Source organism: Nocardioides kribbensis (assembly GCF_015070375.1).
Lineage (GTDB): Bacteria > Actinomycetota > Actinomycetes > Propionibacteriales > Nocardioidaceae > Nocardioides > Nocardioides kribbensis.
This window is the reverse complement of the sequence record NZ_JADCLL010000009.1, coordinates 136,262-152,589: the sequence shown is the minus strand read 5'-3', so window position 1 is coordinate 152,589 and position 16,328 is coordinate 136,262. Positions and strand designations below refer to the sequence as shown.

15 protein-coding genes are annotated in these 16,328 nt (G+C 74.5%); 12 read left to right on the top strand and 3 right to left on the bottom strand.

Going from position 1 to position 16,328, the window contains the following annotated elements; genetic code table 11:
- Positions 1–187 precede the first annotated feature (187 nt).
- Genes IR170_RS17840 through IR170_RS20465 form a run of 3 tightly spaced genes read left to right on the top strand, consistent with a single transcriptional unit; the run spans position 188 to position 3,698 of the window.
- Positions 188–331 (top strand): hypothetical protein, encoded by a 144-nt coding sequence (locus tag IR170_RS17840; protein ID WP_193666263.1) that lies wholly within the window; start codon positions 188–190, stop codon positions 329–331.
- Positions 332–360: 29 nt separating this feature from the next.
- Positions 361–1,482 carry a glycosyltransferase family 4 protein gene (locus IR170_RS20470; protein WP_193666262.1) on the top strand — a complete coding sequence of 374 codons (1,122 nt, stop codon included), beginning with the start codon at positions 361–363 and terminating at the stop codon, positions 1,480–1,482.
- 8 nt (positions 1,483–1,490) lie between these two features.
- Positions 1,491–3,698, top strand: a complete 2,208-nt coding sequence (locus IR170_RS20465; RefSeq protein WP_193666261.1) for an acyltransferase family protein — start codon at positions 1,491–1,493, stop codon at positions 3,696–3,698.
- On the opposite strand, the gene IR170_RS17825 is transcribed toward IR170_RS20465, so the two are convergent.
- A complete protein-coding gene (locus tag IR170_RS17825; RefSeq protein ID WP_193666260.1) occupies positions 3,610–4,830 on the bottom strand; it encodes a hypothetical protein in 1,221 nt (406 codons plus the stop codon). The two genes, IR170_RS20465 and IR170_RS17825, sit on opposite strands and share 89 nt — an antisense overlap.
- Before the next feature lie 166 nt (positions 4,831–4,996).
- On the opposite strand from IR170_RS17825, the gene IR170_RS17820 reads away from it, so the two are divergent.
- From IR170_RS17820 to IR170_RS17805, 4 genes are read left to right on the top strand one after another with little or no spacing between them, the layout of a single operon-like run.
- On the top strand, positions 4,997–6,010 hold the full coding sequence (locus IR170_RS17820; RefSeq protein ID WP_319805149.1) for a glucosyl-3-phosphoglycerate synthase: 1,014 nt from the start codon (positions 4,997–4,999) through the stop codon (positions 6,008–6,010).
- Positions 6,007–6,870 (top strand): dihydropteroate synthase, encoded by an 864-nt coding sequence (gene folP, locus IR170_RS17815; RefSeq protein ID WP_228942672.1) that lies wholly within the window; start codon positions 6,007–6,009, stop codon positions 6,868–6,870. The genes IR170_RS17820 and folP overlap by 4 nt, the downstream gene beginning before the upstream one ends.
- A 5-nt stretch (positions 6,871–6,875) precedes the next feature.
- Positions 6,876–7,454 carry a class III extradiol ring-cleavage dioxygenase family protein gene (locus IR170_RS17810; protein ID WP_193666258.1) on the top strand — a complete coding sequence of 193 codons (579 nt, stop codon included), beginning with the start codon at positions 6,876–6,878 and terminating at the stop codon, positions 7,452–7,454.
- On the top strand, positions 7,442–8,125 hold the full coding sequence (locus tag IR170_RS17805) for a dihydrofolate reductase family protein (RefSeq protein WP_193666257.1): 684 nt from the start codon (positions 7,442–7,444) through the stop codon (positions 8,123–8,125). Before IR170_RS17810 ends, IR170_RS17805 begins: the two co-directional genes overlap by 13 nt.
- A gap of 366 nt (positions 8,126–8,491) precedes the next feature.
- On the opposite strand, the gene IR170_RS17800 is transcribed toward IR170_RS17805, so the two are convergent.
- Positions 8,492–8,872, bottom strand: a complete 381-nt coding sequence (locus IR170_RS17800; RefSeq protein WP_193666256.1) for a hypothetical protein — start codon at positions 8,870–8,872, stop codon at positions 8,492–8,494.
- Between the two features lie 209 nt (positions 8,873–9,081).
- Here IR170_RS17800 and IR170_RS17795 point away from each other — a divergent pair, with 209 nt between their 5' ends.
- Together IR170_RS17795 and IR170_RS17790 are read left to right on the top strand one after the other, a co-directional pair.
- A complete protein-coding gene (locus tag IR170_RS17795) occupies positions 9,082–10,476 on the top strand; it encodes a cytochrome ubiquinol oxidase subunit I (protein WP_319805148.1) in 1,395 nt (464 codons plus the stop codon).
- Positions 10,473–11,480 carry a cytochrome d ubiquinol oxidase subunit II gene (locus IR170_RS17790; RefSeq protein WP_056863455.1) on the top strand — a complete coding sequence of 336 codons (1,008 nt, stop codon included), beginning with the start codon at positions 10,473–10,475 and terminating at the stop codon, positions 11,478–11,480. The genes IR170_RS17795 and IR170_RS17790 overlap by 4 nt, the downstream gene beginning before the upstream one ends.
- A gap of 145 nt (positions 11,481–11,625) precedes the next feature.
- Here IR170_RS17790 and IR170_RS17785 read toward each other — a convergent pair whose 3' ends face one another.
- Complete coding sequence (locus IR170_RS17785; protein ID WP_193666255.1) at positions 11,626–13,266, bottom strand: sensor histidine kinase; 1,641 nt, start codon at positions 13,264–13,266, stop codon at positions 11,626–11,628.
- Between the two features lie 99 nt (positions 13,267–13,365).
- On the opposite strand from IR170_RS17785, the gene IR170_RS17780 reads away from it, so the two are divergent.
- The 3 genes from IR170_RS17780 (at position 13,366) to IR170_RS17770 (ending at position 16,319) form a co-directional block, all read left to right on the top strand.
- Complete coding sequence (locus IR170_RS17780; RefSeq protein ID WP_193666254.1) at positions 13,366–13,962, top strand: rhomboid family intramembrane serine protease; 597 nt, start codon at positions 13,366–13,368, stop codon at positions 13,960–13,962.
- A gap of 27 nt (positions 13,963–13,989) precedes the next feature.
- A complete protein-coding gene (locus tag IR170_RS17775) occupies positions 13,990–14,784 on the top strand; it encodes an enoyl-CoA hydratase-related protein (protein ID WP_193666253.1) in 795 nt (264 codons plus the stop codon).
- A 176-nt stretch (positions 14,785–14,960) separates the two neighbouring features.
- Complete coding sequence (locus tag IR170_RS17770; RefSeq protein ID WP_193666252.1) at positions 14,961–16,319, top strand: MFS transporter; 1,359 nt, start codon at positions 14,961–14,963, stop codon at positions 16,317–16,319.
- The last annotated feature ends 9 nt before the right edge of the window (positions 16,320–16,328 follow it).

Below are 16,328 nucleotides of genomic sequence, written 5' to 3'. Positions count from 1 at the left end.
AATGCAGTTACCTGAGAAGATCCGAGTAGTCGCATCTGCGACTATTCCACGCTGCCACGGCATCACCATGGGCGTCCAGCACCCCCCGGACTGGGGTCACGAATGCCCTGAGCGTTCTGCTCCTGCGACCACTTCTCACCTCGCGACTGTGCTGCGCAGGGCAGCCGCGAAGCACGGAGCCGAGTTCGTGGATCCCACCCCGGAGCTCGATGTCTGGGGCGACTACCTCGCCGACCACATGCACTGGAGCGCCTCGGGCCATGAACGTCTCGCCGGCGTCGTGACCGCACGGATCGACGTGAGCCCGTCGGCGGTCGGGCGGCAGCAGTGACGGCCGACAGCCCTTCCCGCAGGCTCCGCGTGCTCCACCTCGGGTTCGAGGACCATCGACGCCCCGGGAGCGGGGGCGGCTCGGCGCGCAACCGGGCCGTCAACGCACGGCTCGCGCGGCACCACGACATCACGATGGTCACCGCCCGCTACCCGGGCGCGGAGGACCGTGTCGAGGACGGCGTACGGCACGTCCACCTCGGCATCGGTCGCGGCTACATGGTCTCGCTGCTCAGCTACTTCGCCTGCTTGCCGTGGTTCCTCCTGCGCCACTCCCGGCACCACGACCTCGTCGTGGAGGAGTTCGCGGCGCCGCTCGGGTCGGTCTCGGCGCCGCGGTGGACCCGACGCCCGACGCTCGCGGTGGTGCAGTGGCTGGACGCAGCGGGCAAGTCGCGGCAGTACCACCTGCCGTTCCTCGCCTTCGAGTCCCTGGGGCTGCGCTCCCACCGCCGAGCGGTGGCCGTCTCGCACGATCTCGCCGACCAGATCGGGTCGCGCGCACCCGCGCTGCGCGTTGACGTCGTGCCGAACGGGGTCGAGCCCGAGGCCTTCGAGGTGCGCGAGCCCGACAGCGGCGACGTGGTCTACCTCGGCCGCCTCGAGATCGCGCAGAAGGGGCTCGACCTGCTCTGCGAAGCCTGGGCCGGCGTCGCCCACCGGGTCGGCGGACGCCTGGTCATCGCCGGCGACGGTCCCGACCGGGCCAGGCTGGAGCGGCTCTGCGAGCGTCTCGGCATCGCTGACAGCGTGGTGATGCTCGGCCGGGTGGAGGGGGAGGAGAAGCTCCGGCTGCTCGCCGGGGCGCGGGTCGTCGCGATGCCCTCGCGCTACGAGACCTTCGGCATGGTGGCGGTAGAGGCGCTGGCCTGTGGCAGCCCCGTGGTGGCCTTTGCCATCCCCTGCCTGCGCGAGGTCGTGCCCGAGGGGAGCGGCGTACTCGTGCCCGACCTGCTCGACACCGGGGCCTACGGCGAGGCGCTCGCGGACGCGTGGGCCGACCCTGGTCTCAAGGCGCGTGCCGCCAGCAACGGGCGCGACTTCGCCCGTCGCTTCGAGTGGGACGCCATCGCGCGCGAGCAGGAGACCGTCTACCTCGACGTGGCCCAAGCGGGCGCGGCGTCCAGGCCCGACCCGGCGGAGCGCAGGTGAGCGCGGGCGTGCCAGCCCCGGAAGGGAGCCAGCACCGGCGCGACATCCAGGGCCTCCGCGCCCTCGCGGTCGTGGCGGTCGTCGGTGACCACCTCCTCGGCTGGCCCACCGGCGGCTTCGTCGGGGTCGACGTCTTCTTCGTGCTCTCCGGCTTCCTCATCACCGACCTGCTGCTGCGGGAGCGGGCTTCGACCGGCCGCATCTCCCTGAGGGGCTTCTACGAGCGACGTGCTCGCAGACTGCTGCCGGCGGCCTGGCTCGTGCTCGCCGTCACCCTCCTCGGGTCGTGGCTGATCTACTCCGGCCCCCGGCTCGCGGCCACCGTCACCGACGCCGGCTGGGCCGTGGCCTTCGCCGCCAACTGGCGCTTCGGGCTCGAGGGCACCGACTACTTCCGGGCCGACGCCCCACCGTCGCCGCTGCAGCACTACTGGTCCTTCGCCGTCGAGGAGCAGTACTACGTCGTCTGGCCGGTGCTCCTGGTCGCCCTCGCGGCCCTGACCTCGCGCGCGGGCGTCCGGGGCGCCCAGCGTGTGGTCGTGGGGGCGACGGCCGCCCTGCTCGCACTCGCGTCGTTCGCGTGGGCGGTGCACGAGTCGGCCGTCGCCCCCACGGTGGCCTACTTCTCCACCTTCTCCCGTGCCTGGGAGCTGGCCGTCGGGGCGGGTCTCGCGGCCGGCGTCCCGGTGCTGCGCCGGATCCGCCCCGTCCCGGCTCGCGTGCTGTCGTGGGTCGGGCTGACGGGCATCGTGGCCTCGCTGCTGCTGGTCGGCTCCGACCTGGCGTTCCCCGGCCCCTGGGCGGCCGCCCCTGTCGCGGCCACCGCCCTGGTGGTGCTCGCCGGGGTGCCCGAGCACGCCGACGGTCCGTGGCTGCTGCGCAACCGCGTCGCCACCTGGCTGGGCGACCGCTCCTACTCCCTCTACCTGTGGCACTTCCCGGTCATCGTCCTCGGGTTCGCGGTCGTCGCGGAGACCACGGTGACCCGCGCCGGGGCGGCGCTCGCCATGCTGGTCGCCGCCTACTACTCCTACGAGCTGGTGGAGACCCCGCTGCGTCGCTCGCGACAGCGGTCCTCCGGGCGAGCGGCCACCTCGGGCGTGCTCACACCCCGCTACCGGCTGCTGGTCGCCAGTCTCGGCGCCGTCACGGTGACCGCCCTGCTCGCCGGCCTCGCCCTGCGGCCCACGGCCGCCCAGCCCGAGGTCGACCTGACCGCAGCGGCTCCCGCGGCCACGACGGTCGCTCCGCTGACCGCGGCGGAGACGCGCTGGCAGGAGAAGGTGCTGGCGGCGCTGGAGACAACCGACTGGCCGGTGCTCGATCCGAGCATGGAGCAGGCGATCGGGAGCGCCCAGGCGCCGGACGACGTGGTCGCCTGCGGGGTGAGCACGGAGTCCGTCGACCTCGAGGCGTGCACGTGGGGGTCGCCGGCCGCCCGGAGGACCGCGGTGGTCGTGGGCGACTCCGTCTCGCTGACCTACGTCGCCCCTCTGCGCGAGGTGCTCGGGGCCCGCGGGTCGTGGGACCTGGTCAGCCTGGGCACGTTCGGCTGTCCCTTCGTGCCGCTGCCGGTCGGCAGCAGCAGCGAGGCCGTCGACGACTGCGCGACGCGACGCGACGCAGCCCTCGCCACCATCGCCGACCTCGACCCCGACGTGGTGGTCGTGTCCAACTCCTCGGAGACACCCGACGTGCTGGGCACCGGCGACTCGGTGAGCGACAGCGGGTGGGCGCGGGGCGTGGAGCAGCTGCTCGCCCCCGCGGCCGCCGCGGGAGCCGCCGTGGTGGTCCTCGCCCCGCCGCCCGGCGGGACCGACATCGAGGAGTGCTACACCCGGCTGTCCTCGCCCGTCGACTGCGTCGGTCAGGTGAGCGACTCGTGGGTCAGCCGGGCCCGCTCCGAGCAGGCGATGGCCGCCGACCTGGGCGGCACGTGGATCAACTCGGCGCCGTGGTTCTGCTTCCGGGACCAGTGCCCGAGCTTCGTGGACGGTGTGCCCGTGCGGTCGGACGCCGTCCACATGACGACGGCCTTCGCCGAGCGGGTGGAGCCCCTGCTGGCCTCCGCCCTGCGCTCCACCGCCGCGCTGACCGGCGGCGCTAGCGGCGCAGGCGGTCCGCTGGTCAGGGGGCCAGAAGGCGCCGGTAGTCGTCCAGGGTCGCCCACCGACCGTCCTGGAGCTGGGCTGCGTTCATCCACACCAGGCCGGTGAGGCCCAGCTCGTGCACCCGGTCGACCGAGCGCTGCATCTCCTCGGGGGAGTTGGTGCCGGTGTTCTCGCCGGCGACCGGCAGGCCCAGGGGTTCCGCGAGTCGCACCAGGTGCCGCACCGGGCTCTCGTAGACCGGGTCGGTGCCCTGGTCGGCAGCGTCGACCCAGGTGGTGTAGGCCTCGTTGTGCCCGCGCACGGTGGCCACGCGAGGCAGCAGACCGGCCCAGTCGAGGCCCTCGTTGAGGGCGCCGGTCAGCTCGCCACGGGTGGCACCGCGCAGGCCGCCCGCCACGGCCTTGTCGACGTCGCCGGGGCGCACTCCCCACCCCGGGAGCAGCAGCTGGAGGGTGGGCCTCCACCCGAAGGCCCTGCGGTAGTGCCGCAGCTGCCACATCCCGTAGTCGTTGATCTCCTCGAGGTACCACGTCAGGAAGGCGGCCGTCTCCTCCGTCGTGCCCTGCCCGGGTCGGTAGCCGGGCACGGGTGACTGGGCCTGGGCCGTGGGACTGAAGGCCCACAGGCTGTTGCGGTGGTCGCCGACGGTGGCAGGGGGGTAGTGGAGCTCGTTGTACCAGAGCCCCCCGACGCGGATCGCGGCGATGGGCCCGTCGTCGAGCACCGCCGACAGCCGGTGGAGGTAGCGGTTCTGGGCCCGTCGCACCCTCGGGTTGAAGACGGCGTCGGGCACCCGAGCACCGACCTGGCCCTGCCAGACGTCGCCGTACTGGTTGACGAAGCGGGTGTCGCCGCCGACGTCGAACACCCAGGACGGCGGGTACTGCAGGCCGGCGTCGAGGATGACGTCGAGGCCTGCCGCGCGGATCTGCTCGGCGCGACCGGCGACCTGGGCGGCGTAGACCGGGTCGACGCGGCCCCGCTGCGGCTCCAGCCGGTCCCAGCCGACCTCGAGCGAGACCGCGGTCACGCCGGTCCCGGTCAGCGTGGTGAGGTCGAGCGCGTTGGCGCCCAGGATCCCGTAGTAGGCGTGCGCGGGGTCGGCTGAACCTTCGTGGGCGGCGGCCGGCGGCAGTGTGCCGGTGGACCCCACGGCCACGAGGCAGAGCGCCAGGACGGACGCCAGGCGGGCGCGTGTCGTCCGGTCGCTCGGGCGACGGCGGGGGCGGGGGGGCATGACACCAGCCTCGCAGAGCCGGGCGACCCGCGCGGCGTCGTGAGACGCAGCGCACCGGTCGGACGACGAGATGGTCATTCATGACCATGTGGCGCGAGCCGACCGGCGGGTCGCCCGGTCGTCGTCCGGTGGGTGGGTGCGCCGGGTCGCTGGCTACGCTCGCCACGTGACGCACTCGGCTGCCTCCGCCCCCGCAGCCGGCTCGGCACCGGCGACCTACGTGTGGGCCGACTGGTCGCTCGACGACCTGCTGGCCGCCAAGGCCGCGAGCGGGCTGCGGGTCAGCCTCGTCGTGCCGGCCCGCAACGAGGCCGCCACCGTCGGCGACGTCGTCACCCGGGTGCGCGAGGCGCTCGTGGAGACCGTCGCGCTGCTCGACGAGATCGTCGTCATCGACTCCGACTCCACCGACGCGACCTACGAGGTCGCCACCGACGCCGGCGCCGTGGTGCACCGCTCCGCGGAGGTGCGCCCCGAGCTGGGCAGCCACCCCGGCAAGGGCGAGGCGATGTGGAAGTCGCTCTTCGTGACCACCGGCGACGTGCTGGTCTTCATGGACGCCGACCTCGTCGACTGGGACACCCACTTCGTGCCCGGTCTGCTCGGTCCGCTGTTGACCCGGCCCGAGGTCGGGCTGGTGAAGGGCTTCTACGAGCGGCCCGGCACCGGCGAGGGCCCCGAGGGGCTCGGCGCGCTCGACGGCGGGCGGGTCACCGAGCTCGTCGCCCGCCCGGTCATCGCCCTCGAGCACCCCGCGCTCGCCGGGCTCGTGCAGCCCCTGGCGGGGGAGTGGGCGATCCGCCGTGAGCTCTTCGCGTCGCTGTCGGTGCCGACCGGCTACGCCGTGGAGCTGGCCGCCCTCATCGACACCTGCCGGCTGCGGGGCGCCGGCGCGATCGCCCAGGTCGACCTCGGGCGGCGCGCGCACCGCCACCAGGCGCTGCTCGACCTGGGGGCCATGGCCGTGCAGATCCTCGCGGCCGTCGAGCAGCGGCGTGGGGGTGTCGAGACGCCCACCGGCGCTGGCTACTCGACCACCGGGGGAGACGCCGAGGAGTCGGGCCGGAGGGGGGAGGGAGCAGTGCGGCTGCGGCAGTACCGTCCCGACGGCGGGCGCATCAGCCCCGTCGAGCGCGACGTACCGATCATCGAACGACCACCCGCGAAGGACCTCCTGTGACGCTCAAGCTCGGCCGTCGTGAGTTCGACGACGACGCCATGCTGATGATGGCCATCGTCAACCGCACCCCCGACTCCTTCTTCGACAAGGGCGCCACCTGGGCCGAGGACAAGGCGCTCGCGCGCGTCGCGCAGGTCGTGGCCGACGGCGCCGAGATCGTCGACATCGGCGGCATCAAGGCCGCCCCCGGCGTCGAGATCGACGCCGCCGAGGAGAAGGCGCGCGTCGTCGACTTCGTCGCGCAGGTGCGCGCGGAGCACCCCGACCTCGTCATCTCCGTCGACACCTGGCGCGCCGAGGTCGGCCGGGCGGTCTGCGAGGCCGGCGCCGACGTGCTCAACGACGCCTGGGGCGGGGCCGACCCCGAGCTCGTCGACGCCGCCGCCGAGGCCGGCGCCGCGGTGATCTGCACCCACACCGGCGGCGCGACGCCGCGCACCCGCCCCTTCCGGGTGGAGTACGACGACGTCGTCGCCTCCGCGATCGCCGACACCATGGCCTACGCCGACCGCGCCGTCGCCGCCGGCGTCGACCCCCGCAGCGTGGTCATCGACCCCGCCCACGACTTCGGCAAGAACACCTTCCACTCCCTCGAGGTCACCCGGCGCATCGGCGAGATGGTCGACACCGGTCGCCCGGTGCTGGTGTCGCTCTCGAACAAGGACTTCGTGGGGGAGTCGCTCGACCTCCCGGTCGGCGAGCGACTCGTCGGCACCCTGGCCGCCACCGCGCTGTGCGCCGCCGCCGGCGCGCGGATCTACCGCGTGCACCAGGTCGTGGAGACGCGCCAGACCGTCGACATGGTCAACACCGTGCTCGGGCGTCGCCGCCCGGCCCGAGCGATCAGGGGGCTGCAGTGAGTGCCGTGCGTGGTGCGAGGACCGTCGTGCTGGTGCCGGGGGTGCTCGCGCTGCTCCCCGAGTACGCCGGGATCGCCGACCCGGTCGCGGAGCTCCGCGCGGCGTGCGTCGCGGCGCTCGGGTCGCTCGCCGGCGCGGGGTCGGTCGTGCTCGTGGCCGACGCGCAGGGCGAGCGGGTCGCCCGCTCGCTGCTCGGGGCGGCGGGAGTCGCTGCCGACGTCGTCCCCGCGAGCAACGCGGCCGACCCCGCGAGCGACCCTGCGGCCGACCCCGAGGGTGCGGCGTACGTGGTGGTGGCCAACGGGTCGGCCCGGCGCGGGGAGAAGGCGCCGGGGCACCTCGACGAGCGGGCCCGGGGCTTCGACGAGGCGTTGGGGAGGGCCCTCCGTCAGGTCGACGCGGAGCACCTGACACGCTTGGACCGCGAGCTCGCGGATCAGCTGCTGGTCGGCAACCCCGACGGGTTCGTGACGCTGGGCCGGCTCCTCGGGGGCGGACAGGGGGCCTGGCGGGCAGAGGTGGACTTCGCCGCCGACCCGTTCGGCGTGCAGTACTGGGTGATGAGGTGGACATGCGAGTCCTGATCGGTCCCGACACCGTCGGACCTGACGTGAGCGACGACGACCTGCGCGAGCTCTACTCGGCGCCGTCGACGCCGTGGCTGCGCGCCAACATGGTGAGCACGGTGGACGGCAGCGCCACCGGCGACACCGGGGTGAGCGGCTCGATCAACAACGCCGCCGACAAGCGGGTCTTCGACACGCTGCGCTCGCTGGCCGACGTGATCATCGTCGGCGCCGGCACGGCCAAGGCCGAGGGCTACCGCCCCACCGACACCCCGATCGTGCTGGTCAGCCGCAAGGCGCAGGTGCCGCCCTCGTTGGTGGGCGCGCCGGCCGGCTCGGTCTACCTCGCCACCTGCTCGCGCTCCGACGGCATCGAGAAGGCCCGCGCGACCCTCGGCGAGGAGCACGTGCTGACCCTCGGCTCCCACCGGGTCGACCTGCCTCTGCTCAAGGCCACCCTGGCCGAGCGCGGCTGGGGCAACCAGCTCTGCGAGGGCGGGCCCCACCTGCTGCGCGACATGGTCTTCCAGGGCTGTGTCGACGAGCTCACCGGCACCACCGTGCCGCGCCTGGTCGCCGGCAGCAACGGCCGGATCACCGAGGGTGCGCCGATCGACAAGCCGCTCGACCTGACCCTGCTGCTCGAGGACCACGGCACGCTGCTCGGACGCTGGCGCGTCGGCCAGTAGCCCCGCTGCGCCACCCGCGCGGGTGCGCGACCGTCGCCCGCGGGCGCCGGCGCCCGGTGCCGCTGCGAGCCGGGTTCGGTGGAGGTCGTGCGCCACGCGGGGGAGACCCCACGTCTCGCACGACCCCCACCCGGGCGGGTGCCGCGCCCGTCGAGGGCGACCCCGGGCCGGTCGTCGGTCGCCCCGTCCCCCCGGAGCGGAGCGACTCGACGCGCGCGTGGCGGGGGGCCCCGTGGGTGCGGGCCGGGTGCCCGCACCGGTCGATCATGGCGCTCGGGACGCTGCGGTCTGAATGGTCGGATCGGACCATTGTCTTTACCTTCGGAAGGCCTTACGTTGTAAGGCCCTCGGGTCCGGTGCCCGGCGTCAGTCGCCGGGGGCCGCGGGCCCGACGTACCGGACGGGGGCCTCGCTGGTGGCGGCCCAGTGGCCGCCGTAGGCGTCGGTGAAGACGAGGGTGAGCGGCAGGGAGAGCTCGGCGTGCTCGCCGACCTGGATCAGCACGCTGAACTCGCGGCTGCTGCGGCCGGGCATCTCCTTCGCGAGCATGCCGCAGACGAGGCCGTCCTCGCTCTCGTGGGTGACGGCGAGGTCGACGATGGGGGTGACGTCGTCGTTGCTCACCCGCAGCGTGCAGCGCACGGCGCCGACCCGGGTCAGCAGCGTGGTGTCGACGTCGGTCAGGCGGACGGCGGGCACGCCGGGGTCGCGACGGGGGGCGTCGTCGGATCGCTCGGGGGCGTTCACGGCTGTCCTCTTCCTGTCGCGGGCCGGTTGGTGCCAGACGGCCGACCGACCGTAGATGCTGCCCCAGCCTGCGCGCCAATCGTTTCACCTTGCGGGGTGGAGGCCGTGAAGAACGTGTGACGGCCGTGTGTCGAGGGCCACCCCCACGACTTCGTGAATGAATTCACAAACCCTCGGAGGGGGTCTCCCCCCGACGTAGCGTCGAGTGCGTGGAGCCCCTCCTCGCCCTCACGTCCCTGGTCACCGACGACCCCGCCGGGCTGCTCCCGGCGCGGCAGCAGATGGCGCTGTCGCTGGGCTGGCACATCGTGCTGGCCTGCTTCGGCGTCGCCTTCCCCACCATCATCTTCGCGATGCACTGGCGCGGCATCTACCGCGACGACCCCGACGCGCTGGTGCTGGCCAAGCGCTGGTCGAAGGTCTCCGCGGTGCTCTTCGCGATCGGCGCGGTCTCCGGCACGGTGCTGTCCTTCGAGTTCGGGCTGCTGTGGCCGGGCCTGATGAGCCGCTTCGGCGACGTGCTCGGACTGCCCTTCGCCTTCGAGGGCCTCGCCTTCTTCCTCGAGGCCATCTTCCTGGGCATCTACCTCTACGGCTGGGGACGCATCCCGCCCAAGCAGCACCTGCTGATGCTCGTGCCGATGGGCATCACCGGCGTCGTCGGCACCTTCTGCGTGCTCGCGGTCAACGGGTGGATGAACAACCCCACCGGCTTCCGCATCGAGGGCGGCGAGGTCGTCGACGTCCAGCCCTGGGTGGCCTTCCTCAACGACGGCGTGTGGATGCAGTTCCTCCACATGTGGGTGGCGGCCTTCATGGTCGCGGGCTTCGCGATCAGCGCGGTCTACGCCGCCGGGATGCTCCGCGGTCGCCGCGACCGCCACCACCGCCTCGGCTTCACCGTGCCCTTCGTCTTCGCCACCGTCGCCGCGCTGCTCCAGCCGGTCATCGGCCACCTGCTCGGCTCCCGGCTCGCCTCGACGCAGCCGGCCAAGCTGGCCGCCTTCGAGCTGGCCCTGGAGACCGAGAGCCCCTCGCCACTGCGCCTGGGCGGCCTGCTGGTCGACGGCGAGGTCCGCTACGCCCTCGACATCCCCTACCTCGGCTCGCTCATCGCGCGGAACTCCTTCACCGAGCCGGTGCAGGGCCTCGACACCATCCCCGTCGACGAGCAGCCGCCGGTCAACATCACCCACCTGGCCTTCCAGTCGATGGTCGGCATCGGCACCCTGCTGGCCCTCGCGGTCGTGCTCTTCTGGCTGGCCCGCTGGCGCGGGCACGACCTGCTCGGCAACCGCTGGTTCCTGCGCGGCGCCGTGCTCGCCGGACCCCTGGCCGTCGTCGCCCTCGAGGCGGGCTGGATCGCCACCGAGGTCGGCCGGCAGCCCTGGGTCGTCTACGGCGTCATGCGCACCACCGAGGCCGCCGGTGACAACCCCGGCCTGTGGTGGCTGCTCGGCATCTCCACCGTCGTCTACACCGCGATGACCGTCGGCGCCGTGGTCGTGCTCCGCTCGATGGCCCGGCGCTGGCGCGAGGGCGAGGAGGACCTGCCCAGCCCCTACGGCCCGGAGCGCGAGTCGCTCGAGGGGGCCGACGCGTGAGCCTCGAGCTGGCCGTCGCCGCGGCGCTGTTCACCGGCGTGATCGCCTACGCCCTCCTCGGCGGGGCCGACTTCGGGTCGGGCTTCTACGACCTCACCGCCGGCGGCAGCCGACGCGGCGCGGAGCTGCGCACCCAGGTCGACCACAGTCTCGGGCCGGTGTGGGAGGCCAACCACGTGTGGCTGATCTACGTGCTCGTCGTGTGGTGGACCGGCTTCCCGGCCTCCTTCGCCTCCACCATGAGCACGCTGATCTTCCCCATGCTCTTCGCGCTGCTGGGCATCGTGCTGCGCGGGGCCGCGTTCGCGTTCCGCAAGTACTCCGGCTCGCTGCGCCAGGCCCAGCTTTTCGGCGCGGTCTTCGCCGCCTCCTCGCTGATCACGCCCTTCTTCCTCGGCGCGGCCGCCGGCGCGATCGCCTCGGGGCGGGTGCCGGCCGAGGGACGCGGCGACGTGTGGGGGTCGTGGCTGACCGCCACGTCGTTCTTCGGCGGGGCCATCGCCGTCGGCACCTGCGCCTTCCTCGCCGGGGTCTTCCTGGTCGCCGACGCCGCGCGGGCCGGTCGCACGCACCTGGTCGCGCAGTTGCGCGCCCGGACCCTCGGCGTCGGCGCGGTCACCGGGCTGGTCGTCTTCGCCGCCCTGGTGCCGCTCCACGAGGACGCCCCGACCCTGTGGGCCGGCCTCAGCGGCCGCGCCCTGCCGCTGGTGCTGCTCTCCGCCGCGGCCGGCGCCGCCACCCTGTGGCTGCTCTGGGTCGGACGCCACTCCGTGGCCCGGCTGACCGCCCTCGTCGCCGTGGCCGCCGTGGTGTCGGGCTGGGGGATCGGGCAGTACCCCTGGCTGCTCGTCGACGAGGTCACCCTCACCGACGCCGCCGGCGCCCCCGCCACGCTGGCCGCCCTCCTCGTCGCCGTGGGCATCGCCGGCGCCGTCGTCCTGCCCGCCCTGGCGTACCTCTTCTCGCTGACGCAGTCGGAGAAGTGGGCCGACGCGGGGCACTGAGGGCGTCGGGTGGGGTCGGCGGGCGTCCGCGGGTTTCGCCAGCCGGCTGGTGAAACCCGCACCTGTCGGCCCACGCGTCGGCCGACAGGTGCGGGTCGGGGCCGACAGGTGTGACGCGTGGGACAGCTGGGGACCCAGCGGTACGTCAGGCGACGGGGTCGGCCGCGACCGGCTCGACCAGGCTGAGCTCGGCCGGGGCGGGGAGCACGACGCGGAAGGCGTTGGCGGCGGCGTCGTAGGAGACCCGTCCGCCGTGGGCCTCGACCAGCTCCCGCACCACCGACAGGCCCAGGCCCGACCCACGGCGGCCGGTGCCCTCGGCGCGGGTGTAGGACTCGAAGAGCCGCGGCACGAAGTCGGCCGGCACCCCGGCCCCCGCGTCGGAGACGGCCAGCTCGACCAGGGCGGGACCCGGGGCGGCGGGCGGCCCGGGGAGCGGGCGGGCGGCCAGGACGACCGGCTCGGCGCCGTAGGCCTGGGCGTTGCCGACCAGGTTGACCAGCACCTGCTGGAGGCGCAGCGGGTCGGCCTGCACCCGGAGCCCGGGCTCGCACTCCAGGCGCAGGTCGAGGTCGGGGAAGACCTCGGCGCACGCCTGCAGCTCCGCGGCGAGCAGCAGCGTCGCCGGCTCCAGGGCGACCACGGCCCGGTCGGTGGTGGCCACCGCGAGCATGTCCTCGGTCATGAGCGTCAGCCGGCGGGTGAGCATGCGGCTGCGGTCGATCATGGTGGCCTGCCGTTCCTCGCCGAGGTCGCCCCCGGCCTCGGAGAGCAGCTCGAGGTAGCCCTGCAGCCCGGTCAGCGGGGTGCGCATGTCGTGGGTGACCACGGCGACCATGTGCTCGCGCAGGTTCTGGGCGTCGAGGAGCTGGCGGTTGGTGGTCTCCAGGCGCACCGAGTCGCGCAGCACCTGGCGGTGCAGCGCGGTGACCTCGCGCAGCATGGCGAGCAGCACGACGGTCGCGGCGGTGAGGGCCAGGGCTCGTGCGCCGTACCACCCCACGGTGAAGCGCGACTCGGAGAAGAGGGTGAGGGTGGCGTCGCCGGTGGTGGCGACCACGGCGACGATCGCCCACGCCTCGATGCCCTGGGCGTCGCGGCGCCCCAGGACGCCGACCAGGGCCGCGCCGAGCGAGAGCAGGCAGAGCGCCACGATCCACGGGCCGAAGCGCTCGGTGAGCACGGTGTAGTCGCCGTCGACGATGATCGTGGGGATCCGGTCGGCGCCCGCGGTCACCAGCGCGGTGGTCCCGACGGCCGCGGCCAGGACGGCGCCGTGGGTCAGCAGCAGCCGGCGGCCGCGGTGCTCGAGGCTGCCGAGGCGAGCCTCCAGCCCGGCCGGCCAGGGCGCCAGGGCCAGCCCGACCAGCACCGGCAGCCCCGTGTGCCAGGCCGCCCACAGCCAGGGCGCGCTGCTGGGGGAGGCGCCGAGGAGCCCGGTGGGGGTGAAGAGCCCGCCGAAGACCAGGGCGTGGGGCACGACGATCGCGGCCGACCAGACGTAGGCGGCGCTGAGCGCCAGCACGCGGGGCCCGCCGCCGGCGCGGTACTGCTCGACCAGCAGCACCGCCGTCAGCAGGTCGCAGGCCAGCACCAGGGTGAGGAAGGCCGGCAGGAAGGCGGGGTGGGGACCCAGCAGCAGGTCGGCGTTGAGGAACAGCAGCCCGACCACCGCCGGCACCACCGCCGCGACCACCAGGGGCGCACGACGGGAGGAGGAGGGCAGCGCGGCGGGCAGCGAGGAAGCAGCCTCGACGGTGCCCCCCGCGGCCGTCAGGACGGTCACGCCCGCAGTCTGACGCATGGCGCCCCCGCCCGCGGTGCTTCGCCGCGATCCGGGCCGAGCGACCACCCGGTCCGTGCGGGGCCTGGCTACCGTGGTCGCGTGAGCCTGACGACCACGCCCACCCGCCCCCGGCGCAGCTGGCCCGCCGCCCTCGGGATCTCCCTCGGCTTCGTCGCGCTGCTGTGGGTGCTCGAGCTCGTCGACGCCCTCCCCGGGGTGCAGTGGGACGACGACGGGATCCGCCCGCGCACCGGCGACGGCCTCGTCGGGGTGCTGCTCGCCCCGTTGCTGCACGGCGGCTTCGACCACCTCGCCTCCAACTCCCTGCTGGCCGCGCTCCTGCTCTTCCTCGTGCTGCTCGGGGGGATCGGCCGCGGGCTGGCCGCCACGGCGGTCATCTGGCTGCTCGGTGGGCTCGGCACGTGGCTGGTCTCCCCGGCCGGCACGGTGCACATCGGGGCCTCCGGTCTCGTCTTCGGCTGGCTGGTCTACCTGGTGCTGCGCGGCTTCGTGGCCCGCCGGGTCGGCCAGATGGTGCTCGGCGTCGTGCTGCTGGTCGTCTACGGCGGGCTGCTGTGGGGCGTGCTGCCCGGGCAGCCGGGCATCTCGTGGCAGGGCCACCTCTTCGGAGCGCTGGCCGGCGCGGTCGCGGCGTACGTCGTGGCCCGGCCGGGCGCGGACACCTCGCGGGGCTGAGGCCGCCGGACCGTAGGGTCGTGCGGCGTGAGCGAGACGAGCACCGGCGAGGGCCCGGGCGAGGACCTGATCGTGACCCGCGGCGACGGGGTGGTGGAGGTCGTGTTCAACCGGCCCCACCGCCGCAACGCCTTCACCCGGGCGATGTACGCCGCGCTGAAGGACCTCTGCGCCGAGCTGCGCGAGGACAGCAGCGTGCGGGTGCTGGTGCTGCGCGGCGCCGGCGGGCGGGCCTTCGCGGCGGGCAACGAGATCAGCGACTTCGTGGACGCCGACGCGGTCGCCTACGAGGATTGGATCCGCGACCTGCTCGAGCAGCTCTTCGCGCTGCCGCAGGTCACCGTGGCGGCCGTCGACGGGGTCTGTGTCGGCGGGGGACTGGCCGTCGCGACCCACTGCGACCTGCGCCTGGCCACGGCCGGCTCGCGCTTCGGCTACCCCATCGCCCGCACGCTGGGCAACGCGCTGGCCGCCTCGATCGTCTACCGCTGCGCCACCGTCTTCGGCGAGCCGGTGACCCGCGAGATGCTGCTCGCCTCGCGGCTCGTCGACGCCGAGCGCGCCCACGCCGTCGGTGCGCTGATGGCCGTCTCGCCCGACGCCGAGGCCCTCGACGCCGAGCTCTCCGCCCTGCTCGACGGTCTGCGCGCCGCCTCCTCCGTCACCCTGCGCGCCACCAAGGGCCAGCTGCTCGACCGCGCCCGCCGGCTCGAGGCCTCGCCCGCCGGTGACCACGAGCTGTTGCGCGAGGTCTACACCGGGCCCGACTTCGCCGAGGGGGTCCGGGCGTTCCTGGGCAAGGAGAAGCCGGCCTTCGGGTGAGGCTGCGGGTTTCGCCAGCCGGCTGGCGAAACCCGCACCGGTCGCCCCACGCACGGGCCGACAGGTGCGGGTCCGGGCCGACAGGTCCACCCCGCGGGCCCGGTGGAGGGGCGCGCCGGCCGTGCAGGGCGTCCGGGCGCGGAATGCGCCCGGGTCGGTCGTTGTTGGCGACAACCATGCCCCTCGACGACTCGCGCCGTGTCTCCGTGCTCCTCGGGCTCCTCTTCGGCCTGGCCGGCATGGGGTCGGCATCGGCGGCCATCGCGCTGCCCGCGATCGGCGCGGAGTTCGGCACGAGCGTGGGCGGCGCGACCTGGGTGATCAGTCTCTACGCGCTGATGCTCGCGGTGACCACCGCGGTCTACGGCCGCGTCTCCGACCTCGTCGGGGTCAAGCTGCCGCTCGTCATCGGCATCGGCCTGATGACCAGTGGTGCGCTGGTCGCGGCCTTCGCGCCCTCCTTCGGCGTGCTGCTGGCCGCCCGGCTCTTCCAGGGCGCGGGCGCGGCGGCGGTGCCGACCCTGGGCGTGGCCATCCTCAGCGCGCGGTACGACGGGGCCGTGCGCGGTCTGGCCCTGGGTCGCCTCGCCGGCGTGGCGGCGGCGGTCAGCTGTCTCGGGCCGCTCCTCGGGGGCCTCGTGGAGCACGCCTTCGGGTGGCGCGCGGTGATGGCGATCCCGATCCTGGGCGTCGCGGTGATCCCCTTCCTGTGGCGCGCCCTGGTGGGGGAGGGCACGGGCGCGAGCCTGGACGTCCTCGGAGCCGTGCTGGTCGCGGTGACCGCGGCCGGGCTGGTGCTGCTCGTGCAGTCGCCGTCGACCGGCGTGGTGGTGGCCCTGGTGGGCCTGCTGCTGCTCGTGCTCGGCGCTCCGCTGGCGACGCTGCGGGTGCGGCGGCGGCCCCACGGGTTCCTGCCGCTGGCCGTGGTGCGCAACCCCGCCGTCGTGCGCAGCGCGGTGGCCGCGGCCGCGGTGCCGGCGGCGTGGTTCGGCCAGCTCATCGCGGTGCCGGCCGTGCTGGTGGCCGAGGGCTGGGAGCCCTGGCAGGTCGGGCTGCTCCTCGTGCCGAGCGCCGTGCTGGCGCTCGCCGTGCCGCGGGTGGCCGGCCCGCTCATCAGCGGCATCGGCCCCACCGTCTGCCTGGCCATCTCCGGGGCCGTCGCCTCGGTGGCCCTGCTCGTCGCGGGCGTCGGGGCGATCCTCGACGTGCCGGCCGTGCTGGGCGGGGCCGTGGTGCTGGTGACCTTCGCCTTCGGCCTCGGTCAGCCCTCGCTCAGCGCCGCGGTCGGCGACGCCGTCGACGCCGACGTGCGCGGCGTCGCCCTCGGTGTGGCCACCCTGGTCTTCATGACCGGCGGCTCGGTCGGCTCCGCCGTGGTCGGCGGGCTCGGCGACGTGATCGGCATCGGCCCCAGTCTCGCCGTGCTCGCGCTGCTGCCGCTGGCCGGTCTGCTGGTGCTCGCCCCCGCGCTGCGCGGCTCCCGGCCGGCCCGGTCGTCGCGGCGCGCGGAGCCGGCGTACGCCGAGGTGGAGTGAGGGCGGGCC